The sequence below is a fragment of the Streptomyces akebiae genome (genome assembly GCF_019599145.1).
Lineage (GTDB): Bacteria > Actinomycetota > Actinomycetes > Streptomycetales > Streptomycetaceae > Streptomyces > Streptomyces akebiae.
Genome location: NZ_CP080647.1, coordinates 871,984 through 895,475 on the forward strand (window position 1 = coordinate 871,984; position 23,492 = coordinate 895,475).

Genomic DNA, 23,492 nt, shown 5'->3' on the forward strand with positions numbered 1-23,492 from the left:
CCGTTCGGTAGAAAGTCCTGCTTCCGGAGGTGTTCGTATGGGTGTGGACCGTACGCCGGGTCTCGTGGAGTGCGCTCGGGCGCTGGCCGCCGGGGAGGTGACGTCACGGGCGTTGGTGGCGGCGGCGCTCGCGCGGATCGAGGCGAGTCAGGGGACCGTGAACGCGTTCCGGCGGGTGCGGGCCGAGGCGGCGCTCGTGGAGGCGGAGGCGGCGGACAAGGAACTGGCGCAGGGCGGTCGGCGGCCGCTGCTCGGCGTCCCCGTGGCCGTGAAGGACGACATGGACGTGGCGGGTGAACCGACCGCGTTCGGCTGCCGGGGTGAATTCCCGTCGCTGCCCGAGGACGGCGAGGCCGTACGGCGGCTGCGCGCGGCCGGGGCGATCGTCGTCGGCAAGACCAACACCTGCGAACTGGGACAGTGGCCGTTCACCGAGGGGCCGGCCTTCGGCGCCACCCGGAACCCCTGGCACCCGGACCACACCCCGGGCGGCTCCTCCGGTGGGTCCGCGGCGGCCGTGGCCGCGGGACTCGTTCCGGCCGCGCTGGGCTCGGACGGCGCCGGCTCGGTCCGCATCCCGGCCTCCTGGACCCATCTCGTCGGCATCAAGCCCCAGCGCGGCCGCATCTCCACCTGGCCGCACGCGGAGTCCTTCCAGGGCATCACCGTCAACGGCACCCTCGCCCGCACGGTCGCCGACGCCGCCCTCCTCCTCGACGCGGCGAGCGGCAACCACGAAGGCGATCTGCACCGGCCGACCGCCATCAACGCCTCCGAGGCCGTGGGGAGGGACCCGGGGCGGCTCCGCGTCGCCCTGTCGCTGAAGCCCCCGTTCACCGCGCTGCCCGCCCGGCTCGACGCGCGCGTGGAGAAACGGGTGCGGGCGGTCGCCGAGCGGCTCGCCGCGCTCGGGCACGTGGTGGAGGAGGCGGAGCCCCGGTACGGGCAGATCGGGCTGACGTTCGTCCCGCGCGCCACCGCGGGTATCGCCGAGCGGGTCGGCGCCATCTCCGAGCAGGGCCTCCTCGACCGGCGCACCCTCGACGCCGCCCGCCTCGGCCGACTGCTCGGGGGAGCGCCCCTGCGGCTCGCCCGCCGCGCGGAGGTCACGCTGCACCGGCGGATCGGCGCGCTCTTCTCGACGTACGACGTGCTGCTGGCGCCGACGACGGCCGCTCCCCCGCCCCGCGTCGGGTCCATGGTGAACCTCGGCGGCCTCGGCACCGACCGCGCGATGATCGCGGCCTGCCCGTACGCCTGGCCGTGGAACGTGCTGGGCTGGCCCGGGGTCAACGTACCGGCCGGGTTCGTGGACGGCGGGCTGCCGGTGGGCGCGCAGTTGCTCGGCCCCGCGAACAGCGAGCCTCTCCTGCTGTCGCTGGCCGCGCAGTTGGAGGCGGACCAGCGCTGGCACGAGCGGTGGCCGCCGGAGCACACCACCGCGAACTCGCCGGCCGTGTGAGCGGGTTCGGTGCCCGGGCCCGACCCGTACGCTGTGACCATGGACGAAGCGTCGATGGTCGGGCTGATGGGACGGGTGACCGGTGCGGTCGGTCCCGGGCTCGTCGGCGAGGTGATCGTCCGGGTGCGGGGCGGCGCCGAGCATTTCCTCGCCTACCCCGCGTCCGCGAAGGACCGGATCGAGCCGGGGACCCTGGTGATGGTGATCGAGTATCTGCCGCCGCGCACCGTGTATGTGTCTGCCGCGTACGACAGTTGACGGTCCGTGAGGTGTCCGGGCCGCGCTCTGTCGGCTTTCGGGAACCGGATGGCATCAGGACTGCAACAAGGGTCCCCCGGTGCCTGTACCACCGCTGAGCCACGCGGGACACTCCCGACGTTCGGTGCCGAAAGGGCACCTGGCCAAGGGGGGTGTGCCGATGTTCATCGGCATCATCGCGGGGGCCGCCGCAGCGGTGGCTCTGGTACTGATCGCTCTGTTCAAGCTCATGTGGCGTGTCGCCGAACCGAACGAGGCTCTGATCATCTCCGGCTCCAAGCACAAGATGGAGGGCCTGACGGAAGGCATGAACTTCCGTATCGTCACCGGGCGCGGCACGCTCGTGCTGCCCGGCATGCAGGCGGTGCGCAAGCTGTCGCTCGACCTGAACCAGACCGAGTTGGCCGTGGAGTGCGTGACCTTCCAGGGCATTCCGCTGAAGATCCGGGGCGTGGTCATCTTCAAGGTGGGCGACGACTTCGTGTCCATCGCCAACGCGGCCCGTCGCTTCCTCGGCCAGCAGAAGCGGGTCTCGGAACGGGTGCACAACGTGTTCGCCGGTCATCTCCGTTCCATCGTGGGCGGGTTGACGGTCGAGGACATGATCCGTGACCGCGAGAAGCTGACCGGTCAGACCCGGGCCGCGTGCGGTACGGAGATGGAGAAACTGGGCCTGATCGTCGACTCGTTGCAGATCCACGAGATCGAGGACCCGACCGGCTACATCAAGAACCTGGCCATGCCGCACGCGGCGGCCGTCCAGCGGGACGCCCGTATCGCCCAGGCCGAGGCCAACCGGCTCGCCACCGAGGCCGAGCAGCAGGCCGCGGCGCGCATGGCGGAGGCCACCCGGGACAGCGAGATCCTCCAGGCCGGCTACCAGGCCGAGCGGGACAACGCCTCGGCGCGGGCCAAGCAGGCGGGTCCGCTCGCCGAAGCGGCCGCCCTGCAGGAGGTCGTCGTCCAGGAGACGCGCGTCGCGGAGCTGGCGGCGGCCCGGCGCGAGCAGCAGCTCCAGGCCGACGTCCGCAAGCCGGCCGACGCCAAGGCCTACGAGAAACGGACTCTCGCCGAGGCCGAGCGCGACGCACGTATCTCGGCCGCGCAGGCCAAGGCCAAGGAGACCGAACTGGCGGCCGCCGCCGAGGCGACCGCGACGCAGGTCACCGGTGAGGCCGAGGCCGCCGCCCGGCAGGCCAAGGGGCTCGCGGCCGCCGAGGCCACGCGGGCGAAGGGGCTCGCCGAGGCCGAGGGCATCAAGGCGCGGAGCGCCGCGCTGGCGGAGAACCAGGAAGCGGTGATCGCCCAGCAACTGGCCGAGCGGTGGCCGGAGATCGTGCAGGCGGGGGCGTCCGCGTTCGGGAACGTCGACAACATGGTGCTGCTCAACGGGGCCGACGGGATGGCGGACATGTTCGCCAAGGCGCTCACGATGGGCGGGACCGGGTTGGGGCTGGCGCGGCAGTTGTTGGCCTCGATGAACCAGAACGGGGTGCCTGCCGGCGGCCCGGCCGGCGTCAACGGGGTGCCGGTGGAGAAGGTGCAGGTGGACAGGGAGGCATAGCGCCGTGACGTCGGCCGGGAGAGGTCGGCCGCGGACGGCGTGTGGTTGATCGCGCGGTTGCCCGCGCCCCTCACGGGGCGCGGGTTAGCGTGTGCGCTGTGACTTCCTTCGCTGAGCAGGACGTGCCGGGGCGCTACGGGCCCTTCGCCACCATCGAGGCCGATCCCCGCGATGTCGGGCGGGTGCGCACCGAGTACGCGCCCGCGCACGACGGGGATCCGGATCCCGGGGAGATCGTCTGGACGTGGGTGCCGTTCGAGGAGAACGACGGGCGGGGGAAGGATCGGCCCGTGCTGGTCGTGGCTCGGGAGGCCGGCGGGACCTTGCTCGCCGTGCAGTTGTCGAGCAAGCGGCACGACGGGGACCGGGAGTGGGTGCCGATCGGGAGCGGGCCGTGGGATCGGTCGGGCCGGGACTCGTGGGTGGATGTGGACCGGGTGCTGCGGCTGCACGAGACGGGGATGCGGCGGGAGGCCTGCGCGTTGGACCGGATGCGGTTCAACTCCGTGGTGCACCGGCTGCGGGAACGGTACGGGTGGCGTTAGGAGGTCACGACGAACTGCCGTTCCGCAGAAGGCCAGCCGGTCCGTGCCGGACGCCGTCCGTGACCTCGACGAGGTGCGCGCGGTGGCGTTCAGACTACGGCGCGGTGGTGGCGTTCAGACACACGGCGCGGTGGTGGCGAAGGTCCTTGCCGCGTTGCCGGCCCCTGGCGGGTACGGCACCTGTGGTCGGCCCGACGGTCGATCAGGGCTGATCACGGTCGTCCGCGGGCCGTCGAGCGCCGATCATCCGGCTGCCCGCGCCGTGCGGAACCGGGGCTGAGCTCTCGTTCGAAGGCGGCCCGGACCGTCGTGCCCCTCGTGCGGTCCAGCACGGCGAACACCACGTGCGCGAAGTGGCCTTCGAACCGGCCGCCGTCGGTGAGCAGGGCACGGAAGGCGGTCGCCACGTGCGCCGGGTCGTTGCCGAAGACACCGCAGCCCCAGGCGCCGAGGACCAGCCTCCGGTAGCCGTGTGCCACGGCCGTCTCCAGGACTCGTTCCGCGCGCACGGCCAGGGCGCGCGGCAGCTCCGGGGCGCGCTCCGGCATCGTCCGCAGGACGACCGACGCGTTCGGGGCCGCCGAGGTCAGGAAGCCGGTCGTGTACGGGGTGTCGAGGAGGGTGCCCCGGTCGTCACGGAAGACGGGGACGGCGGGTGAGTGGATGACACGGTCCGTGTAGAACGGATCGCGGTGGGTGCGGTGGTGGTCGTAGAAGGCGCGGGCCTCGCGGACGCAGGTGTGGAGGGCGGAGGCACGGCAGAGGGCTTCCTCCTGGGCCTGGGCGCCGTTGAGGTAGCCGCCGCCGGGGTTGCGGGCGGAGGAGAAGTTGAGGACGGCCACGGGGGTGGCGTCGGTGGCTGTCAGGCGGTGAGCGGCTTCCAGGCTGCTCTCACCGGTGACCTCGACGGCCGACGGGACGGGGGCGACCGGTGGGGTCGGCACCGGGTCCGGACCGTACAGGCGGGTGCCGGAGCGTGCGGCCTCGATCGCGGCCGTCAGGGAGACCTCGTGGCCGGCCGGGGCGCGGTAGCCGCCCGCCGCCACGATCCGCTCGGTCTCGTGTGCGATTCCGCGTAGGCGGGCGCTCATCGCGGCACCGCCGTGTCTCCCGCGCGCGCCGCCCGCGCGTACTCCCCCGTCGTGCTCATGGGCGCATCCTGGGCGATGCTGGTGAGTGACCGCAACGGAGTTTCCTCGTGTGAATGACCCGGGACGCATACGGGAAGAGGTGCCAGGAGTTCCCGTAAGCAGAGATCACCGATCCGCATTGCCACGATGTGCCCCCTTGTGCGAGAGCGGCGCGAGGGTTTTGGGTGGGACGAGCGCTGCCGGTCCGGCCCCACCGGGCGGGGATCGGCGGCTTGGTTGACGAGATGGCATCTCAGGAGGATCCCGACATGTCAGACAGGAGGATCCCGACATGTCAGATTCGACGAGTGGCTGTACGGAGCACCGCTCCTCGGTCACCGAGGCGGAGGTCGAGGCCCTGGTACGGGGCATCTGCTTCAAGACCGGTCCACCCCGCACTCTCGGTGTAGAGCTGGAATGGCACATCCACGAGCTGCGTGATCCACGGCTCCCGGCAACACCCGCACGACTCGAAGCGGCCTACGCCGCACTGCGGACCCTGACCCTGAACTCGCCCCTGACCGTCGAGCCCGGCGGCCAGCTGGAGCTCAGCTCGGCGCCGGCCGCCTCCCTGATGGAGTGCGTCGGGTCCGTCTCGGCCGACCTCGTCGCCGTACGCGCGACGCTGCGGGAGGCGGGTCTCGGCATCAGCGGCTTCGGCCACGAACCCTGGAACCCCCCGACCCGCTACCTCCACGAACCCCGCTACGACGCGATGGAGATCTATCTCGACCGCTTCGGACCCGAGGGGCGGTCCATGATGTGCTCCTCCGCCTCGGTGCAGGTGTGTCTCGACGCCGGGTACGAGGAGCCGGGCCCGCTCGGCCACCAGCGGCGCTGGTGGCTGTCGCATCAGCTCGGCGCCGTCCTGGTGGCGGCGTTCGCGCACTCCCCGCTGGCGCGCGGCCGGGTCACCGGCTGGCGTTCGACCCGGCAGGCGCTGTGGGCCGCCATGGACCCCGGTCGTACGGACGCGCCGTCGTTGGACGGCGACCCGCGCGCGGCATGGGCCCGGCTGGTGCTGGACGCGCCCGTGATGTGCGTCCGGGCCGACGAGGGCCCCTGGGCCGTGCCCGGAGGGATGACGTTCCGGGAGTGGACGCGGTCCGACACCCCGCCGACCCGGGCCGACCTCGACTACCACCTGACGACCCTGTTCCCGCCGGTGCGCCCGCGTGGCCATCTGGAGTTCCGCATGATCGACGCGCAGCCGGGCGAGGACGGGTGGATCGTGCCGCTCGCCGTGACGGCGGCGCTGTTCGAGGACCCGGCGGCCGCCGAGACCGCGTATCGGACCGTCAAGCCCCTCGCGGAGCGGGCCGGTTCGCAACCGCCACCGCGCAATCCGCTGTGGGAGGCGGCGGCCCGGGACGGGCTGGCCGATCCCGAACTGCGGGAGGCGGCGGTGGTCTGCTTCGCCGCGGCGGCCGAGGCGCTGCCCAGACTCGGGGCGAGCCCCGAGGTGCTGGACGCGGTCGCGGCGTACACCGACCGCTATGTGGCCCGGGGGCGCTGCCCCGCCGACGATCTGCTCGACCTGTCGCACGGGAAGGACCTCCCCGCATGACCGCACCCGAGACGCCGGCTCCGACGACCGACGCCGACCCCGGCATACTCCGGGAGCGCGCGCTGGCGGCGCTGACCACGGCCCGGGCCCGCACCGCGCTCCTGACCAGCGCCGTCGAGGAACCCGATCTCACCGCGCAGCACTCGCCGCTGATGTCGCCCCTGGTGTGGGACCTCGCCCACATCGGCAACCAGGAGGAGCTGTGGCTGCTGCGGAACGTCGCCGGGCGGGAGGCGATGCGGCCCGAGATCGACGGGCTGTACGACGCCTTCGAGCATCCGCGCGCCGAGCGACCCTCGCTGCCGCTGCTGCCGCCCGAGGAGGCCCGGCGGTATCTGGCGGAGGTGCGCGGCCGGGCCCTGGACGTGCTGGAGAGCGTCGACTTCCACGGCACCCGGCTCACCGACGCGGGTTTCGCCTTCGGCATGATCGCCCAGCACGAGCAGCAGCACGACGAGACGATGCTGATCACCCATCAGCTGCGCAAGGGGCCCGCCGTGCTGTCGGCGCCGGACCCGGAGACTGTCCCGCTGTACACGGGGCCGTCCGAAGTCCTCGTACCCGGCGGGGAGTTCGTGATGGGCACCTCGACCGAGCCGTGGGCGCTGGACAACGAACGGCCGGCGCACCGGCGGATCGTCCCGGCGTTCCACATCGACACCACGCCGGTGACGAACGGCGCGTACCAGGCGTTCATCGAGGACGGCGGTTACGACGACGAGCGCTGGTGGACGGCCGAGGGCTGGGACCACATCCGTGCGCACGGCATCCACGCACCGTTGTTCTGGCGGCGCGACGGCCGGCAGTGGCTGCGGCGGCGTTTCGGGGTCACCGAGGTCGTACCGGCCGACGAACCCGTGCTGCACGTGTGCTGGTACGAGGCCGACGCGTACGCCCGCTGGGCGGGGCGGCGGCTGCCCACGGAGGCCGAGTGGGAGAAGGCGGCCCGGCACGACCCGGTCACCGGCCGCTCCGCCCGTTACCCGTGGGGCGACGCCGATCCGGAGCCCGAACACGCCAACCTGGGGCAGCGGCATCTGCGCCCGGCACCGGCCGGCAGCTATCCGGCGGGGGAATCTCCCCTGGGCGTACGGCAGTTGATCGGTGACGTGTGGGAGTGGACGTCGAGCGACTTCCTGCCCTACCCGGGGTTCACGGCGTTCCCGTACAAGGAGTACTCGGAGGTGTTCTTCGGCCCCGAGTACAAGGTGCTGCGCGGTGGCGCGTTCGCCGTGGACCCCGTGGCGTGCCGGGGGACGTTCCGCAACTGGGACTACCCGATCCGGCGGCAGATCTTCAGCGGCTTCCGCACGGCGCGGGACGCCTCCCCGGAGGTCGTCTGATGTGTCGTCATCTCGCTTATCTCGGGCCGCAGTCCGCGCTGGGCAGGGTTCTGGTGGATCCGCCGCACAGCCTGTTCCGGCAGTCGTGGGCGCCCCGGCGACAGCGGTACGGGACCGTCAACGCCGACGGCTTCGGGGTCGGCTGGTACGCCGAGGGGGACCCGGTGCCGGGGCGGTACCGCCGGTCCGGGCCCATCTGGGGGGACCTGTCCTTCACCGACCTCGCCCGGGTGGTCCGTTCCGGGGCGCTGCTGGCCGCCGTACGGGACGCCACGGTGCCGGGGGCGGACAACGAGGCCGCGGCGGCGCCGTACGCCGCCGGGCCCTGGCTGTTCAGCCACAACGGGGCGGTCGCCGGCTGGCCCCGGTCGCTGGGGCATCTCGCGGACGGTCTGCCCGCCGCGGAGCTGCTGTCGATGGAGGCCCGCAACGACTCCGCGCTCGTGTGGGCACTGGTCCTGAACCGGCTGCGCGCGGGCGACGAGGAGGGCCAGGCGCTGGCCGACACGGTCCTCGACGTCGCCCGGGCGGCGCCCGGTTCGCGGCTCAACCTGCTGCTGACCAACGGGGAGGCGATCACCGCGACGGCCTGGGGCGACACGCTCTGGTACCTCGCCGAGCCCGGCCGCAGCACGGTCGTGGCCTCCGAGCCGTACGACGACGATCCGCACTGGGTGGAGGTCCCGGACCGCACGCTGCTGGCGGCGAGCCGTGACGACGTCCTGCTCACCCCGCTCAAGGAGCTGGAGGAACCCAGCCGCCCGAACGACGAGACCGCCTCCGCACCGCCGAAGGAGCCTTCCGAGTGAGCCCGTTCCGTCTCACCCGCACCCTGCCCGAGGACGCCACCGACGCGGCCCTGCGCGCCGATGTCCTGGAGGGCCTGACCCGCACCCCGAAGACACTCCCGCCGAAGTGGTTCTACGACGCGCGCGGCAGTGAACTGTTCGAGCGGATCACCGAGTTGCCCGAGTACTACCCGACCCGTGCCGAGCGGGAGATCCTCGTCGGCCGGGCGGGCGAGATCGCCGCGGCGAGCGGCGCGCGCACCCTGGTCGAGCTGGGGTCCGGCTCCTCCGACAAGACCCGGCACCTGCTGGACGCGATGCCGGGCCTGGACACCTATGTGCCGGTCGACGTGAGCGAGAGCGCGCTGCGGCAGGCGGGCGAGGCGCTGGCCGCCGAGCGGCCGGGGCTGAACGTGCACGCCCTGATCGCCGACTTCACCGCCGGGCTCGACCTGCCCGAGACGCCGGGGCCGCGTCTGGTGGCGTTCCTGGGCGGCACCATCGGCAATCTGGTGCCCGTGGAGCGCGCCGCGTTCCTGGGCGCCGTACGGGCCCTGCTGGCGCCGGGTGACGCGCTGCTGCTGGGCACGGACCTGGTCAAGGACGAGGCGGTGCTGGTCGCCGCGTACGACGACGCGGCCGGGGTGACGGCCGAGTTCAACAAGAACGTGCTCAACGTGGTGGACCGGGAGCTGGGGGCGGACTTCGACCCCGACGCCTTCGACCATGTCGCCCTCTGGAACACGGAGTGCGAGTGGATCGAGATGCGGCTGCGGTCCCGTACGGCGCAGACGGTGAAGATCCCCGCGCTGGATCTCGCGGTCGACTTCGAAGCCGGGGAGGAATTGCGGACCGAGGTGTCCGCGAAGTTCCGGGAGGAAGGGGTTCGGGACGAACTGGCTTCTGTCGGACTGGAGCTGACGCATTGGTGGACGGATGAGGAGGGGCGGTTCGCGCTGTCGTTGAGTGGGGTGGGGTAGGGGGAGGGGTTCGATGTCGGGTGCGGGTGCGGGGAGGCTGGTCGCGCGGTTCCCCGCGCCCCTGAAAGAGCGGGGCTGCGCCCCTGCTTTTCAACCCCACTCACCCGCACCTGCCGGCATCTCTCGCGCCGTCGGGCGACCTGGGGCACCGTGGAGTGACGTGTGGCGTATCGGCCACCGGTGGAGCACGCGACAAGGAGAACCCGCATGACCGACCACGTGTACCGGGTCACCGAGATCGTCGGCAGTTCGGCGGAGAGCGTCGACCACGCCATTCGCAACGGTGTCGCCCGCGCCGCCCAGACCCTGCGCAACCTCGACTGGTTCGAGGTGACGCAGGTCCGGGGGCACATCGAGGACGGGCAGATCGCGCACTACCAGGTCGGCCTCAAGGTCGGCTTCCGGCTGGACGAGGCGGAGTGACGGACCGGGGCGGTCCGGCCCGCAGGTCTCCGGACCTCAGGTCTCCGGCCCTCAGGTCCGGCCCTCCCGTTCCTGCGCCACCTTCAGCGCGGCGGAGGTCGCGGCCCAGCGCGCCCGTACGACCGTGAATCCCGCCCGCTCCGCGTCCTCGCAGACCAGTTCGTCGTCGTCCACGAGGACGCGGATCTCGCGGGTCCTGGCGAGGTCTCGGAGGATCTCCAGCTTGGTGCGGCGGGCGGGCCTGCGGTCGTTGTTCCGGCGCATCCAGATGCGCCCTTCGGGCAGCCCCTGCGCCGCCAGCCAGTCGACGGTGTCGCGGCGGCAGCGCTCGGGGCGCCCGGTCAGATACACGACCTCGCACTCCTCGGCGCTCTCCCGTGCGAGCGCCACGCCCTCGGCCAGCGGCGGATCCTGTGGCGCGGCGGCGAAGAACGCGTCCCAGTCGCGCGGGGCGCGCTCCAGGAACCGCTGCCGGTGCGCGGTGTCGGCGAGGGTGTTGTCGAGGTCGAATACGGCGAGGGGCCGGTCGTTGTCGGTCACGGCACCAGCCTAGGCAGCAGCTGACTCGTGTCGTCCGCCGTCGCTTCACACAACAACCACGAAGCCCGCCAGTAGCTTGAGGTTTCAAACGTTAAGGTCGTCATCTCTCCCCCCACCCAGCACAGGAGAATCGGCGTGCCTGACGGCGAAGTGATCGTGATCGGAGGCGGATACGGCGGCATCCGCCTCGCCAAACAGCTGGACGATGTCGCACGGGTCACCCTCGTGGACCGCAAGGAGGTCTTCTTCCACCGCATCGCCGCTCTGCGCGCGGGCGTGCGCGAGGCATGGACGTCCACCCCCTTCATCCCGTACGACCGGCTGCTGCGCCACGGCCGTGTGGTCGTCGGCAAGGCGGTCGACATCGACACCGGCGAGCGGCAGGTGAAGCTCGCCACGGGTGAGCGGCTGCCGTACGACGTGGTGGTGATCGCGACCGGCGCGGACTATCCCGAGCCGGCGCGTTTCCTCGGCACCACTCCCGAGGAGGCGGGCAAGACGTTCGCCGCCCACCAGGAGAACGTGGCGACCGCCGGGCACGTCCTGATCGTCGGCGGCGGGCCCGGTGGTGTGGAGCTCGCCGCCGAGGTCCGGCTGGCCCGGCCGGACGCGCGGGTCACCCTCGCGCACGCCGGATCGGAACTGCTCAGCTCCACCGGCAGCAAGTGGGCGGGACGACGGGCCCTGACCTGGCTGGAGTCGCACGACGTGGACGTCAGGCTCGACACGTTCGTCTCCCAGGGCCCCGACTTCGGCACCTACCGGGACGGCCGGGGCGGGCTCATCGAGGCGGACCTCGCGTTCTGGGCCAACGGCACCACGCCGAACACGCTCTGGCTGCGGCTGGCCGGGCACGGGGCGTGGCTGAACGCGGCCGGACAGGTCAAGGTCGACCGGATGCTGCGGGTCGACGGGCGCCTCGACGTGTTCGCGGTCGGCGACGTGAACGATGTGAGCGAGCAGAAGGTCTCCCCCGTCGCGTTCGCCCAGGCGGACATCGCCGCCCACAACATCCGTTCCTATCTGGGGAGTTCGGGCAAGCACCGTAAGGAACCGCGTCTGTACCGGCCGATCCGGCGGACCCCGCTGATCATTCCTCTCGGTTCGGCCGACGGGATCACGCTGCTGCCGGTGCCGGGCGGTGAGACGGCCGTGCTGGGGGCTCGGACGTCCACGCTGGCGAAGGCGAAGACGTTGATGACGCCGTATGTGCGCAAGCAGTTGGGGTACTGAGGCTCGGGGGTTGCGGGGTGCGTCGTCGGGTGCGGATCGGCGGGGGCCGGTCGCGCAGTTCCCCGCGCCCCTTGAAAGCGCTGGGCGCGACCCCTGCCGTCAAGGGGCGCGGTTGGAACAGCGCGAGCAACCCCCACTCACCCGCACCCGACGACGCACCCCACGACGGTCATTCGACCCGCGCCGCCCCCGCCGTCTCCTGCTCCACCAGGTCGTTCGCATGCGTGAGAAAGTCGTCGACCATCCGGTGGAAGAGACCCGCGAGCTGCCGGAGCTCCTCCGGGGACCACTCGGACAGCGCCATCTGCATGCCACGGACGCCGGCCTCGCGGATGCGCCCTATGGCCTCCTCACCGGCCGGCGTCAGCTCGATGCGCTGGGCGCGGCGGTCGTCCGGGTCCGGTACGCGGGTGACGTAGCCGGTCCTCTGGAGCTGCTGCACCTGGCGGGTGACATGGGAGGCCTCGACACCGAGCCGGTTGGCCAGCTCCCCCGGGCGCAGCGGCTCGGAGTCGGCGATCTGCCGCAGCAGCGCCACGGCGGCACGGTCCAGCGGCACGCCGGCCAGGCTCATCAGGCGCTCGTGGGCCCGCGCCCGGGTGCTGAGGTAGGTGATGCGAGTGAGGGCTCGCTCGATCTCGATCACTTCCGCCGAGGCGGGGTCGGAGGGTAGCGGTGATGGGGACATGGGAGCTACTTTACCATCTTGTTGCCTGACTCAAGTAAATTCATGGCCCGGGTACCCCCGCGACCGAACGGAGCCCCATGTCCCTTCTCGCCCGCCCGGCCGTGGCCGCCTTCGCGGCCAAGGCGATGCAGCGTATCGCGTCAGTGGCGAGCCGCCGGTCCGGTGGGCCGGGTTCCGCCGCCGGATGGCGCGCCCGTCTGCCCGAGTACGCCTGCGCCACCCGCGAGTTGACCGTCCCCACCGCCTACGGCCCGGCCCGCGCCGTGCTGTACCTGCCCGCCGCCGAGGGCACTTCTCCCCCGCCGGTCCACGTCAACTTCCACGGCGGCGGCTATGTCATGCCCCAGATCGAGCTGGACGACGCGCTGTGCCGGTGCATAGCCGTCGAGGCTGGTACGGCCGTGCTCAACGTGGACTACGTGGTCGCCCCGCAGCACCCGTTCCCGGCGCCACCCCGGCAGGCGTACGAGATCGTGCGCTGGGTCGCCGGGCACGGGGGCGAGCACGGCTGGGACGGCGAGCGGCTCTCGGTGGGCGGGCAGAGCGCGGGCGGCGGCCTCGCGGCGGCGGTGGCCCGCCAGGCCCTGGAGGAGGGCGGCCCCTCGATCGCGCTCCAGGTTCTGCACTACCCGCCGCTCGACCTCGCCACCGCCGCCCGCGACAAGCGGGCCGCGATCGCCAAGCCGATGCTGCGGCCATGGATGGCGGACGTCTTCGACAGCGCGTACATCCCGGACCCCGAGCAGCGTGCCGACCGGCTGGCCTCGCCGGCGCACCCCTCGGACACGGCTGATCTCAGGGGCATCGCCCCGGCCTTCGTCGTCACCGCCGAGTTCGACCTCCTCAAGTCCGAGGGCGTCGCCTACGCCGACCGGCTCCGCACCGCCGGGGCCCTGGTCGGTCACCACGACGTGGGCGGCGCCGACCACGGCTACGACACCAACGACGAGGCCCGGGCCCGCGAGGTGTACCCGCTGATCGCCGCGCGCGTGCGGCAGGCCTTCGACGGAGGGGCGGCCGAGGAGGCGTTGTAGGGGGCGGGGTGGGCCCCGGGGTGGGGCCCACCCGTGCGGCGGTGTTCGGCCCCTCGGGGTCGGCGATGTCGCGGGCTCGTTCCGCGGGGCCCGGGGGACGCGCGCAGGGAGACGATGCCGATGAAGTCCGTGGAGGAGACACCGGCGAGCGCGAAGGCGGTGAAGCCCCGGTCGCCGTTGCCCGCGGCGAGCAGCCGGCCGCCGAACCAGGGGCCGAAGACGGCACCGAAACGCCCCACCGCGTCCTGTTCGGAGCGTGACCCCGCGGAGGACGGAACAGTCAGTCGACCGGCGGGGTGCCGTGCGTGTGGAACGACTCGATGGTTTTCAGGCCCCATGCCTGTCCCTTGGCGCGTTCCGCCTGGGTCCAGGTGATGAGCGGCCAGTCGGGGGCGAGGACGAGCCGCGTGAGCGGGTTGCACAGCTCGATCCGGTTGCCGCCGGGCTCGTAGACGTAGAGGAAGAACGTCTGCTGGATGGCGTGCTTGTGCGGGCCGGTCTCGATGAACACGCCCTGGTCGAGGCAGAGGTCGGCGGCCCGCAGGATGTCCTCGCGGGTGTCGGTGGCGAACGCGATGTGGTGCAGTCGGCCGCGTGAGCCGGTCCAGTCCTCGGTGTAGACGACGTCGTACGACTTGTTGGTGAAGGTGAGCCACTGGGCGGCGACCTTCCCGGTGTCGAGGACGATCTGTTCGGTGGCGCGGGCGCCGAGCACGTCGCGGGTGAAGGCGGCGTTGGCCTCGACGTCGGCGGCGAGGAAGTTGACGTGGTCGAGGCGGCGCACGCCGACGCCGTGCCCGGGTCTGGCCTGCGGCTGGTTCTTCAGACCCGGCCTGAGGTCGGCCGGCGCCTCGTACCACTCGCTCTCCCAGTACAGGGCGACCTCGTGGCCGTCGGGGTCGGTGCTGACGTACAGCGGGCCGATGCCCGGTTCGTCCTCGACCCAGCGGCCCGCGCGGCCGGTGCTCTCCAGTTCCTTGACCCGGCGCCGCAGGGCCTCCTCGCCGGAGGTGCGCAGGGCGGTGCGGCGGATGCCGTTGGTGGAGTGGGCGGTGAGGGTGAGGCTGTGGTGCTCGTAGTCGTCCCAGGTCCGCAGATGGACCGAGCCGCCGGAGCGGCCGTTCTCGGTCAGGCCCAGGATCTCGGTGAAGAACCAGAGGCTGCCGTCGAGGTCGGGGGTGAGCAGTTCGACATGACCGAGGTGGGCGATGTCGCCGAGCGGCGGGGCCATCGGTGGACTCCTTAGGGGCGGGAGGAGGGGGCTGCGGGCCGGGAGAAGACCGTGCCGTCGAAGATCTTGCGGGCGGTGCGGACGACGGCGGTGCGGCTCGCCGAGGGGCTGCCGTCGGGGCCGTACGTCACGCGGGTCTCGATGTCGAGGAAGCCGGTGGGGTGCTCGATGCGCAATCGGTCACCGATGGAAGGGAGTCGCGCCACTCCTTCGCCCACTCCCCCGGCGACGCGCAGCCCGGCCGCCACACTCGCGGCGCCGAGTACGCCGATCGAGGTGTGGCAGCGCACCGGTATGAAGGTGCGGGTGGTGACCGCTCCGCCGTTGCGGGGCGGCGCGAGCAGGCTGAGCTTGGGCACGGTGGTGTGCTCGACGTCGCCGAGGCCCATCAACCGGCCCGCCCCCAGCCGGATCTCGCGCAGCCGGTCGGCGAGCGCCAGGTCCTCCTCCAGGTCCTTGGGGGCCTCGCAGCCGGTGACCTCCAGGGCGGCGGCGGGGATCAGTACGGTGGGCATGCCGTTGTCCACGCAGGTCACCTCCGTACCGGCGACGACGTCCAGGGCGTTCCCGGTGGGCAGCAGCGGGCGGCCGCCCCGCGGGAACTCGATCACCACCGGCGCGGCGGTCCCCGGCACCCCGGAGATCTCCGTGTCCCCGGTGACAGCGATGCGGCCGCCGGGGGTGGGAAAGGTGACGACGGCGAGGTCACCGGTGTTGAGCATGCGGACGCGCACGGAGGTCACCGGCTCGCCGACGGTCACCAGGCGGCGTTCGACGGCGAACGGGCCGACCCCGGCGAGCAGGTTGCCGCAGTTCTGACGATCACTCACCTGGATTTCCTCGACGCCGACTTGGAGGAACAGGTAGTCGACGTCGGCTTCGGGGTCGGCCGAGGCGGACACCACGGCCACCTTGCTGGTCAGGGGGTGGGCCCCGCCCAGGCCGTCGATCTGGCGGGGATCCGGGCTGCCCATGACGCGCAGCAGCAGCTCGTCGCGGTCGGCCGCGCGGGCGGGCAGGTCCCCGGCGAGGAAGTAGGCGCCCTTGGAGGTGCCGCCGCGCATCAGCATGCAGCGGATCCCCTCGGGCCACCCGGTCACCGCCGGGTCCTCCCGCCGACGCGCACCTGGTGCGGCCTCACGACTCGGCACGCTCGCTCTCGTACTCCTCGTACGACCGGTAGGTCACCCCGAGGCGCACGAGCGTCTCGCGCAACCCGTAGCGGTCCAGGCCCAGTTGGCCGTCGAGGAAGGCGGCGCGGGAGGCGGCCTCCTTCTGTTCGCGGGCCGCGGAGGCCTCGGCCGTCCGGCGGGCCCGTGACCGGGGGACGACGACCACGCCGTCGTCGTCGGCGAGGATCACGTCGCCGGGGTGGACGGGCCGGCCTCCGACGGCGACCGGCACGTTGACGGAGCCGCCCGTGGCCTTGACCGTGCCCTGTGCGCTGACGGCGGCGGCCCAGACGGGGAAGCCCATCGCGCGGAGTTCGGCGGTGTCCCGGACCCCGGCGTCGATGACCAGGCCGCGTACGCCGCGCCGCCGGAGGGCGGTGGCGAAGAGCTCGCCGAACATGCCGTCGGTGGAGGGCGAGGTGGTGGTGACGACGAGGATGTCGCCCTCGCCGCACTGCTCGACCGCCGCGTGGATCATGAGGTTGTCGCCGGGCCAGGAGAGGACCGTGACGGCGGTGCCGACGACGCGGGTGTCCCGCTGGATCGGGCGGAGGTGGGTGCCGAGCAGGCCGGTGCGGCCCATCGCCTCGTGGACGGTGGCGACGCCGTACCGGCCGATCGCCTCGACATCCTCGGCGTCGGCCTTCGGCGGGTTGGTGACGATCACGCCGCCCATCAGTCCAGCACCTCCGTGACCTGCGGGTAGGGACGCATGTACGCCTCGGCCATGGTCCTGTGCGCGAGGCCCAGGTTGGGGCCCGCGTTGCGCTTGAGCTGGACTCCCCTGCGTACGGCGAGGTCGGTGTAGTAGTCCCACAGGTGCTGCTGGGCGCCCAGGCACTCCATGGCCTTGCGCTTGGTCTCCCAGACCTCGGTGATGTCGAGGAGGACCTCCGGTTTGAAACCGCACATCTCGGGCTGGTGCGGCTCGAAGAAGAACACCGGCGGGGCACCGATGATCTCGCCCTCGGCGGGGTAGCCGATGGCCTGGGCCAGGACCCGCGCGTCCAGGGCCATGCGGGCGGCGGCGGGATGGTCGCCGTTGTAGGGGTCCTCGAGCGGATGGGTGAGGACGACGTCCGGCTGGGCCGCGCGGTAGACGGTGACCAGCCGGTCGGTGAGTTCCGGGGTGCCGGTCAGCGGATAGTCGCCGGCGTCGAAGAAGACGATGGCCGCGCCGAGGGTCGCGGCGGCCTTCTCGGCCTCCTCCCGGCGGATCGCCTTGATCTCGTCGAGCGTCCTGCCCTCGCGCCAGGCCTTGGCGGACTCGCCGCGCTCACCGAAGGTGAGGCAGGCGATGGTGACCCGCTCCCCGCGCGAGGCCGCCAGGGCTATGGCGCCGCCGGCCCTCCACACGAAGTCTCCCGCGTGCGCGGTGACGACGAGGGTCGATCGGGGTGGGGCGGTGGCGGGGGCCGTGCCGTCGGTCATCTGATGGGTCTCCTCGGTGGACGGACCGGACAGGCCGGTCAGGCCTGTGGGGTCACCCCGGAGCGCTCAGGAGGCCGGGCGCTCTTCGCGCAGCGCGGCGATCACGCTCGTGAGGTGGGCGCGGACGGCCTCCTCGGCCGCCCGCGGGTCCCTGGCCGTGATCGTCTCGATCATGGCCAGGTGTTCGCCCAGGGAGTGCTGGGGCCGTCCCGGCCGCAGCGCGAGCTGGAAGCGGTGACGCACCAGCTGGGCGTTGAGCCGTTCCAGCAGTTCCACCGCCACCCGCTGACCGGAGATCTCCCGGATGCGGGCGTGCAGCCGCTGGTTCAGCTCGGAGTACGTCACCGGCTCGCCGTCGGCCACGGCCTTGGTCATCGCCGTGCCGATGTCGGCCAGTTCGGCGAGTTCGTCGTCGGTGGCCACGGTGGCCGCCCTCGCTGCGCACAGCCCTTCCAGCACCATGCGGCACTCGCTGATGGCGACCGCTTCCTCCACGGTCACCACCCGCACCCGCGAGCCGCGGTTGCGGATCCGTTCGACCAGCCCTTCGGCCTCCAGATCGATCAGTGCCGCGCGGATGCTGGCCCGTGTCACACCGAACTGCTCGGCGAGTTCGTTCTCCACCAGCCGTTGGGCCGGCGCCATCTCGCCGTGCAGGATCGCCTGCCGCAGCTTCGCCAGCGCGAGCTGTTTGGCCTGCTCCCCGGTGCCCGGACGGGCTTCCTCCTGCATCGTGCCCTCCCTGAGTGAGTGCCTGTCGAACGTAAATCTAGGCCAACAAGATTGTCAACAATTTTGTTCTCACAGGAGGGCACCCACCGACCGCGGGGCCGTGCACACGCTCAGCGGCGCGGCACGAGCATGCTGAGCGCGTTCGCCGCGACGACCGCTCCGATCGCCGCCCACTCGACCCCGCCCAGCTCCTGCCCGAGCACGACCCAGCCCGTCGGCGCGGCCAGGACGGGATCGACGCTCATGAACAGCCCGAACACCTGGGCGGGCACACGGCGCAGCGTGAACACGTCCGCGAGGTAGGGCACGGCCGAGGCGAGGACCCCGGCGGCGACCGCGTGACCGACGGCCCCGGCGGTGGGTGGGTTCGCGCTCTACCGCACCGGCTGAGCCCCCGCCCTCGGGGTCAGCCGCAGCACGGTGCCCTCACCGTTGGCGGACAGCAGCAGGGCCCCGTCCGGGGCGGCCGCGAGGCCCGCGAAACGCCGGGCCGTCCCGGGCATGACGTCCGCGAACAGCGCCGGTTCGGTCCGCTGGACGACGCCCGGGGGCGGGCCCACCGGCAGATCCTCCGCGTCGATCCGCCGCGCCCCGGTGGTGAGGGAGACCGCGCTCAGCCTGCGGGACCCCGTCTCCACCACGAAGAGGTCGTCGCCGAGGACCGCCAGCCCCTGGGGCGCGCCCAGCCCGTCCAGGACGACACTCGTGCTGCCGTGCGCCTCGATCCGCAGGACGGTTCCGAGCCGCTCCTCGCTCACATAGAGGTGGCCCTCCGCGTCGAAGGCCACGTCCGTGGGCCGGTCCAGGTCCTCGGCGAGCACGGTCACGGTGTCGTCACCCTCGCCCTCGCCGTCGCCGACGGCCACGACCCGGCCCGCGCCCGTCTCGGCGACCACGAGCGCACCGTCCGGTCCGACGGCGATGCCGATGGGCCGCTGCAGCCCCCGTGCCCGCGGCCGGAGCTCCCCGCTCGCGGGGTCGTAGGTCTGCACGTCGCCGAACTGCGAGGTGTAGTGCAGCAGTCCGCCGTCGGCGGTGACGCCGTGGACGAAGTGCAGCAGACGGTGCGTCGTCACTCCGCCGGGCCCGGTCGCCGGACCCGCGCCGAGCGGCTCGCCCTCGTCGGTCGCCGCCGGGCTCGCCAGCCGGTAGTGGTCGGCGGCGTAGACCGTGCCGCCGAGGTCGACGGTCACGCCGTAGGGGCCGTCGAGACCGCGCCGCACGATCTCGCGGGTGCGGCCGTCGGGGTGCATCTCCGTGACGCCGCCGCTGGCGTAGCTGGAGACGAACATGCGGTTCTCGGCGTCGAACGCCGCGTTGTCCAGGCCCTTCAGCCCGCTGGTGACGAGCGTGCGCGTTCCGGCGCCGTGCAGGTCGACGCGGGTGACGATGCCCTCGACACCCCGGGAGAGGACGTGCAGGACACCGCCCCGGTCGAAACGGACCGCGACCGGCTCGTGCACGTCCTCGGCGACCAGCTCGGGCGTCCCGCCGTCCGGCGGGATCCGCCAGACCTGACCGGTGATCATGTGCGGGTAGTACAGGTGACCGTCCGGGCCGAGCTGCATCGCGTTGCCGAGGGCCAGGCCCTCCGTGAGCACGACGGGGTCGCCGCCGTCCGGGAACAGCTCCAGCAGCCGGCCGCCCGGCTTCATCTCGTTGACGAAGAGCCGGTCACCGACACAGGTGATGCCGTTGGGGTTGGTGACGTCGTCGGAGACGAGGCGGTACTCCCCCGCCGGGCTCCGGCGCCACACCCGGCCCGGCACCAGGTCGGCTATGTACATCGAGCCGTCGGCGCCGAAGGCGAGATCGTCCGGCGACTGCACGGGACCGTCCATCGGGACGACGACCTCCACGTCCCCGGTCGCCGGGTCTACGGCGCTGATCTGGCCCGCGAGGAACTGCGCGACGTACAGCCGCCCGTCGGGGCCGAAGGCGACACCGTTGGAACCCCACAGGGGGTTGGGCGGGTTGAGCCGCCGCGCCTCCCAACGGGCGCTGGTGGTACGGAGATCGCCGCTCTCGTCGTACCGGTTGGGCCGCCTGTCCATGTCCTCTCCCAGGGTCGTCATGTCTCCTCCCGCCCGGCTCATTCGGCGCCGACGAGGACGTCGTCGATGCCGCCGTCGGCACGCCATCGCCGGAGCAGTTCGTGGAAGGCGACCGGTCCGTCGCCGTAGGACTCGCTGCGCTCCCTGGGCCGGCCCTCGTTGTTGTAGTAGCCGGGGGTGCACTCCGCCTGGAACCGGTACAGGTCGGCGGCCTTCTCGCGGATGGTGGCGACCCAGGCGTCCTGGGCCTCGGCGCTCGGCTCGACGTACCGGGCGCGGCGCCTGCGGGCCTCGGCGACCACCTCGCCGACGTGGATCGACTGCTGGTCGAGGATGTGGACGTAGTTGACGGCGCTGGCGTTCTGCATCGGGCCGAGTTGGAAGAGGTTGGGGAAGCCGTGGCTGTAGAAGCCGTGGAGGGTCTTCGGGCCGGCCGTCATCCAGGTCTCCAGCAGGCCGACGCCGTCCCGGCCGTATGCCGGGAGGCGACCGGAGAGCAGCCCCGAGACACCGACCTCGAAGCCGGTGGCGAAGATGACGCAGTCCACCTCGTACTCGACCCCGCCGACCACCACCGCCTTCTCGGTGATCCGTTCGACGCCATGGGTGTCGGCCGTGTCGACGAGGGTGACGTTGGGCCGGTTGAAGGTCTGGAGGTAGTGGTCGCTGAAGGTGGGCCGCTTGCACATGTAGCGGTACCAGGGCTTCAGCTTCTCGGCGGTCTCCGGGTCCTCGACGATCGCCGCCACGCGGTCGCGCAGCTCGTTCATCTTCTGGAAGTCGGCGATCTCGTAGGCCCGTTCACGCTCGTCCTCCGGGACGTCCGCGTACGCGTCGGTCGGGATCAGCTTCTCCTGGAGGCGGGCGCTACTGGTCCAGGCGTCGTTCACCAGGTCCTCGCCGGCCCGGACACCGGTGACGGTCTTCAGGAAGTTGTCCATCCGCTCGGCCTGCCAGCCGGGGGTGAGCGTTTTGGCCCACTCCGGGTCGGTGGGCCCGTTGCCGCGCACGTCGACCGTCGAGGGGGTGCGCTGGAAGACGTAGAGGTGGGCCGCGTCGGCCCCCAGGTGGGGGACGACCTGGATCGCGGTGGCGCCGGTGCCGATCACGGCCACGCGCTTGTCGGCGAGGCCGGTGAGGCCGCCGCCCGCGTCGCCTCCGGTGTAGTCGTAGTCCCAGCGACTGGTGTGGAAGGTGTGGCCCCTGAAGGTCTCGATGCCGGGGATGCCCGGGAGTTTGGGCTGGCTGAGCGTGCCGCTGGAGACGACCACGTACCGGGCGCGCATGCGGTCGCCGCGGTCGGTGGCGACGATCCACTCCAACTCGGTCTCGTCCCAGCGCAGTTCGGTGGCGACCGTCCGGAAGGCGGCGTCCCGGTAGAGGTCGAAGTGACGGCCGATCGCCCGGGTGTGCTGCCGGATCTCCTCGCCCGGCGCGTACTTCCACTTCGGGACGTAGCCCAGCTCTTCGAGCAGCGGCAGATAGATGTACGACTCGATGTCGCAGTGGATGCCGGGGTAGCGGTTCCAGTACCAGGTGCCGCCGAAGTCGCCGCCCTTCTCGATCACGCGGATCGATTCGACGCCGGCCTGCCGCAGCCGCGCCGCGGCGAGCAGCCCGCCGAAGCCGCCGCCGACGACGACGGCCTCGACCCGGTCGGTCAGCGGCTCCCGGGTGAACTCCCCGTCGGCGTACGGGTCGTCGTCGTAGTGCTCGAACTCGCCGGTGATCCGCTGGTACTGCCTGCCGCCGTCCGGGCGGATCCGGCGTTCGCGCTCGGCGCGGTAGCGGGCACGGAGTGCGTCCGGGTCGAAGCCCAGCTCCTCGGGGTCGAGGGACGGGGGGCCGGACGGGGTGTGGGGGGTGGACATCGGTGTCCTCTCTTCGGTCCTTGAGCCTCTGCTGTTGGGGGGTGCCGTGGAACCCCGGGCGGCCGGGGCGTCAGTCCGGTCGGTGGTGGCGCAGCCAGGCGGCCTGGCCGCCGTCGACGAGCAGGTCCGTTCCGGTGATGTAACGCGCTTCGGGGCCGATGAGGAATGCCACGGCATCGGCTGTCTCCGCCGGAGTGCCGGTGCGGCCCGCGCCGCTCGCCTCCAGCATCACCCGCATGCGCGCGCCGCTCGGGCCCTCGGCCTCCGCCTTCGCCATGGCGGTGGCGACGATTCCCGGGCTGACGCTGTTGATCCGGGCGCCGCGCCGGCTCCAGGCGAGCGCGGCGGCCTCGACGCGCACCTGGTTGGCCCGCTTGGACACGATGTACGCCCGTGCCGAGCTGTCCCCGACGGCTGCCACGGCACCGATCCCGAGGAGTTCCCCCACCGGAGCCGTCGCGAGGGCGGCCTCGTCCTCGCGGCCGAGGGCGGCGACGTGGCCGGCCATGCTGGAGACGCAGACCATGGCCGTCCCCGGCCCCGCCACGCCCTCGAAGGCGTCGATGACGTGGACGGTGCCCAGCAGGTTGACCTTCAGGATCGTCTCGTCGGTCCCCTGGACGGCGGAGACTCCGGCGGTGTGCACGACGGCGGCCACCCGGCCCTCACCGGCGGCCTCCGCCACGAGCTCGTCGACGGACCCACGATCGGACACGTCGGTCGGGACGCCCCGCACCGCGTATCCCTCGTCGCTCAACGCGCCTGCCACACGGTCGAGTTGACCGCGCGAGGCGTCGGCGAGCGCCGTGCGCCCGCTGCCGATCCGGCGTGCGATCGCCCCGCCCATGCCACCCGCGCCGGTAACGACGACCACGTCACGCGACGGCCCGGACCGCTGTTCCACCATGGTCGCCCCCCTCCGACACCGCCGGCCTCGTCGGCGTGAGCGACTCGCGCCATCCGGCGCCGGACGCGATGGCCTGCCGCCACCGCCGGATCGCCTTGGGCGGCATACCGACCGCGAGCGCGCCGGTGCCCCGGTCGTCGGCGCGGTAGACGGCGACGAAGCGGCGCTCGGCCGGACCCCCGTCGACGATCGCCACCTCGCCGTGACCGCGCAGCCAGCCATAGGCCTGCACCTTCATGCCGTACTGGTCGGACCAGAAGTACGGCACCGGGGCGAACGCCTTGCGGGCGTGCGGATCGGCGGCGAGCAGATCGCGGGCGGCCGCCAGGGGTCCGGATCCGCACCTGGGCACTCGGGAGCCTGTCCGCCGGTGTGGGGGCGGCGTCGGTCAGGGTGTCGGCCATGGTCTCTCCTCGGTGGTGGGGGCTCCGGTGGGGAGCGCCGGGGAATGCTTCGAGGCCTCGATGAACACATGCAAACAGAACGGTCTGACGGCTCCCGGCCAGTTGCCTGACAAGAGGCTGACGTGACCTGGATCA

The 23,492-nt window shown here is 72.4% G+C and carries 23 protein-coding genes and 1 pseudogene; 11 read left to right on the forward strand and 13 right to left on the reverse strand.

Annotation, left to right across the window (positions count from 1 at the left end; all coding sequences use genetic code 11):
* Positions 1 to 37 precede the first annotated feature (37 nt).
* The 4 genes from K1J60_RS03845 to K1J60_RS03860 all read left to right on the forward strand — a co-directional run bounded on the left by K1J60_RS03845 (position 38) and on the right by K1J60_RS03860 (position 3,829).
* Positions 38 to 1,462 (forward strand): amidase, encoded by a 1,425-nt coding sequence (locus K1J60_RS03845; RefSeq protein ID WP_220644912.1) that lies wholly within the window; start codon positions 38 to 40, stop codon positions 1,460 to 1,462.
* Between the two features lie 33 nt (positions 1,463 to 1,495).
* Positions 1,496 to 1,720, forward strand: coding sequence for a hypothetical protein (locus K1J60_RS03850; RefSeq protein WP_055513823.1), 225 nt, complete (start codon positions 1,496 to 1,498; stop codon positions 1,718 to 1,720).
* Positions 1,721 to 1,880: 160 nt separating this feature from the next.
* Positions 1,881 to 3,284, forward strand: a complete 1,404-nt coding sequence (locus K1J60_RS03855; RefSeq protein WP_033528429.1) for a flotillin family protein — start codon at positions 1,881 to 1,883, stop codon at positions 3,282 to 3,284.
* 98 nt (positions 3,285 to 3,382) lie between these two features.
* Positions 3,383 to 3,829, forward strand: coding sequence for a type II toxin-antitoxin system PemK/MazF family toxin (locus K1J60_RS03860; RefSeq protein ID WP_220644913.1), 447 nt, complete (start codon positions 3,383 to 3,385; stop codon positions 3,827 to 3,829).
* A 212-nt stretch (positions 3,830 to 4,041) separates the two neighbouring features.
* Here the strand turns inward: K1J60_RS03860 and K1J60_RS03865 are convergent, their stop codons facing one another.
* Positions 4,042 to 4,920, reverse strand: coding sequence for a TIGR02452 family protein (locus K1J60_RS03865; protein WP_220644914.1), 879 nt, complete (start codon positions 4,918 to 4,920; stop codon positions 4,042 to 4,044).
* A 331-nt stretch (positions 4,921 to 5,251) separates the two neighbouring features.
* Here K1J60_RS03865 and egtA point away from each other — a divergent pair, with 331 nt between their 5' ends.
* From egtA to K1J60_RS03890, 5 genes are all read left to right on the forward strand, one after another.
* Positions 5,252 to 6,526, forward strand: a complete 1,275-nt coding sequence (gene egtA, locus K1J60_RS03870; RefSeq protein WP_220644915.1) for an ergothioneine biosynthesis glutamate--cysteine ligase EgtA — start codon at positions 5,252 to 5,254, stop codon at positions 6,524 to 6,526.
* Positions 6,523 to 7,869: an ergothioneine biosynthesis protein EgtB gene (gene egtB, locus K1J60_RS03875; RefSeq protein WP_220644916.1), complete on the forward strand. Its 1,347-nt coding sequence runs from the start codon at positions 6,523 to 6,525 to the stop codon at positions 7,867 to 7,869. The genes egtA and egtB overlap by 4 nt, the downstream gene beginning before the upstream one ends.
* Positions 7,869 to 8,678, forward strand: a complete 810-nt coding sequence (gene egtC / locus K1J60_RS03880; RefSeq protein WP_220644917.1) for an ergothioneine biosynthesis protein EgtC — start codon at positions 7,869 to 7,871, stop codon at positions 8,676 to 8,678. The genes egtB and egtC overlap by 1 nt, the downstream gene beginning before the upstream one ends.
* A complete protein-coding gene (gene egtD / locus K1J60_RS03885; RefSeq protein ID WP_220644918.1) occupies positions 8,675 to 9,637 on the forward strand; it encodes an L-histidine N(alpha)-methyltransferase in 963 nt (320 codons plus the stop codon). The genes egtC and egtD overlap by 4 nt, the downstream gene beginning before the upstream one ends.
* Positions 9,638 to 9,844: 207 nt before the next feature.
* On the forward strand, positions 9,845 to 10,060 hold the full coding sequence (locus K1J60_RS03890; protein WP_033528422.1) for a dodecin: 216 nt from the start codon (positions 9,845 to 9,847) through the stop codon (positions 10,058 to 10,060).
* Between the two features lie 51 nt (positions 10,061 to 10,111).
* Here K1J60_RS03890 and K1J60_RS03895 read toward each other — a convergent pair whose 3' ends face one another.
* Complete coding sequence (locus K1J60_RS03895; protein WP_220644919.1) at positions 10,112 to 10,600, reverse strand: phosphatase domain-containing protein; 489 nt, start codon at positions 10,598 to 10,600, stop codon at positions 10,112 to 10,114.
* 135 nt (positions 10,601 to 10,735) lie between these two features.
* Here K1J60_RS03895 and K1J60_RS03900 point away from each other — a divergent pair, with 135 nt between their 5' ends.
* Positions 10,736 to 11,833, forward strand: a complete 1,098-nt coding sequence (locus tag K1J60_RS03900; protein ID WP_220644920.1) for an NAD(P)/FAD-dependent oxidoreductase — start codon at positions 10,736 to 10,738, stop codon at positions 11,831 to 11,833.
* 169 nt (positions 11,834 to 12,002) lie between these two features.
* On the opposite strand, the gene K1J60_RS03905 is transcribed toward K1J60_RS03900, so the two are convergent.
* Positions 12,003 to 12,521, reverse strand: a complete 519-nt coding sequence (locus tag K1J60_RS03905) for a MarR family winged helix-turn-helix transcriptional regulator (protein WP_220644921.1) — start codon at positions 12,519 to 12,521, stop codon at positions 12,003 to 12,005.
* A 77-nt stretch (positions 12,522 to 12,598) separates the two neighbouring features.
* On the opposite strand from K1J60_RS03905, the gene K1J60_RS03910 reads away from it, so the two are divergent.
* On the forward strand, positions 12,599 to 13,555 hold the full coding sequence (locus tag K1J60_RS03910; protein WP_220644922.1) for an alpha/beta hydrolase: 957 nt from the start codon (positions 12,599 to 12,601) through the stop codon (positions 13,553 to 13,555).
* A gap of 280 nt (positions 13,556 to 13,835) precedes the next feature.
* On the opposite strand, the gene K1J60_RS03915 is transcribed toward K1J60_RS03910, so the two are convergent.
* From K1J60_RS03915 to K1J60_RS03960, 10 genes and pseudogenes are all read right to left on the reverse strand, one after another.
* Entirely contained in the window at positions 13,836 to 14,786 is a 951-nt protein-coding gene (locus K1J60_RS03915) for a catechol 2,3-dioxygenase (protein ID WP_220644923.1), read from the reverse strand.
* Positions 14,787 to 14,797: 11 nt separating this feature from the next.
* A complete protein-coding gene (locus K1J60_RS03920; RefSeq protein WP_220644924.1) occupies positions 14,798 to 15,886 on the reverse strand; it encodes a 4-oxalomesaconate tautomerase in 1,089 nt (362 codons plus the stop codon).
* Positions 15,887 to 15,923: 37 nt separating this feature from the next.
* Entirely contained in the window at positions 15,924 to 16,634 is a 711-nt protein-coding gene (locus tag K1J60_RS03925) for a 4-carboxy-4-hydroxy-2-oxoadipate aldolase/oxaloacetate decarboxylase (RefSeq protein ID WP_220644925.1), read from the reverse strand.
* On the reverse strand, positions 16,634 to 17,389 hold the full coding sequence (locus tag K1J60_RS03930) for a PIG-L deacetylase family protein (RefSeq protein WP_220644926.1): 756 nt from the start codon (positions 17,387 to 17,389) through the stop codon (positions 16,634 to 16,636). Before K1J60_RS03930 ends, K1J60_RS03925 begins: the two co-directional genes overlap by 1 nt.
* A 66-nt stretch (positions 17,390 to 17,455) precedes the next feature.
* Positions 17,456 to 18,121 carry a GntR family transcriptional regulator gene (locus K1J60_RS03935; RefSeq protein WP_220644927.1) on the reverse strand — a complete coding sequence of 222 codons (666 nt, stop codon included), beginning with the start codon at positions 18,119 to 18,121 and terminating at the stop codon, positions 17,456 to 17,458.
* Positions 18,122 to 18,231: 110 nt separating this feature from the next.
* Positions 18,232 to 18,486 (reverse strand): annotated as a pseudogene (locus K1J60_RS03940) (EamA family transporter); the annotation flags it as partial.
* Positions 18,487 to 18,495: 9 nt separating this feature from the next.
* Positions 18,496 to 20,196, reverse strand: a complete 1,701-nt coding sequence (locus K1J60_RS03945; protein ID WP_220644928.1) for a hypothetical protein — start codon at positions 20,194 to 20,196, stop codon at positions 18,496 to 18,498.
* Positions 20,197 to 20,213: 17 nt separating this feature from the next.
* Positions 20,214 to 22,046 (reverse strand): flavin-containing monooxygenase, encoded by a 1,833-nt coding sequence (locus tag K1J60_RS03950; protein WP_220644929.1) that lies wholly within the window; start codon positions 22,044 to 22,046, stop codon positions 20,214 to 20,216.
* A 70-nt stretch (positions 22,047 to 22,116) separates the two neighbouring features.
* Entirely contained in the window at positions 22,117 to 22,953 is an 837-nt protein-coding gene (locus tag K1J60_RS03955; protein WP_220644930.1) for an SDR family oxidoreductase, read from the reverse strand.
* Positions 22,922 to 23,305 (reverse strand): oxidoreductase C-terminal domain-containing protein, encoded by a 384-nt coding sequence (locus tag K1J60_RS03960; protein ID WP_220644931.1) that lies wholly within the window; start codon positions 23,303 to 23,305, stop codon positions 22,922 to 22,924. Before K1J60_RS03960 ends, K1J60_RS03955 begins: the two co-directional genes overlap by 32 nt.
* Positions 23,306 to 23,492: the final 187 nt, after the last annotated feature.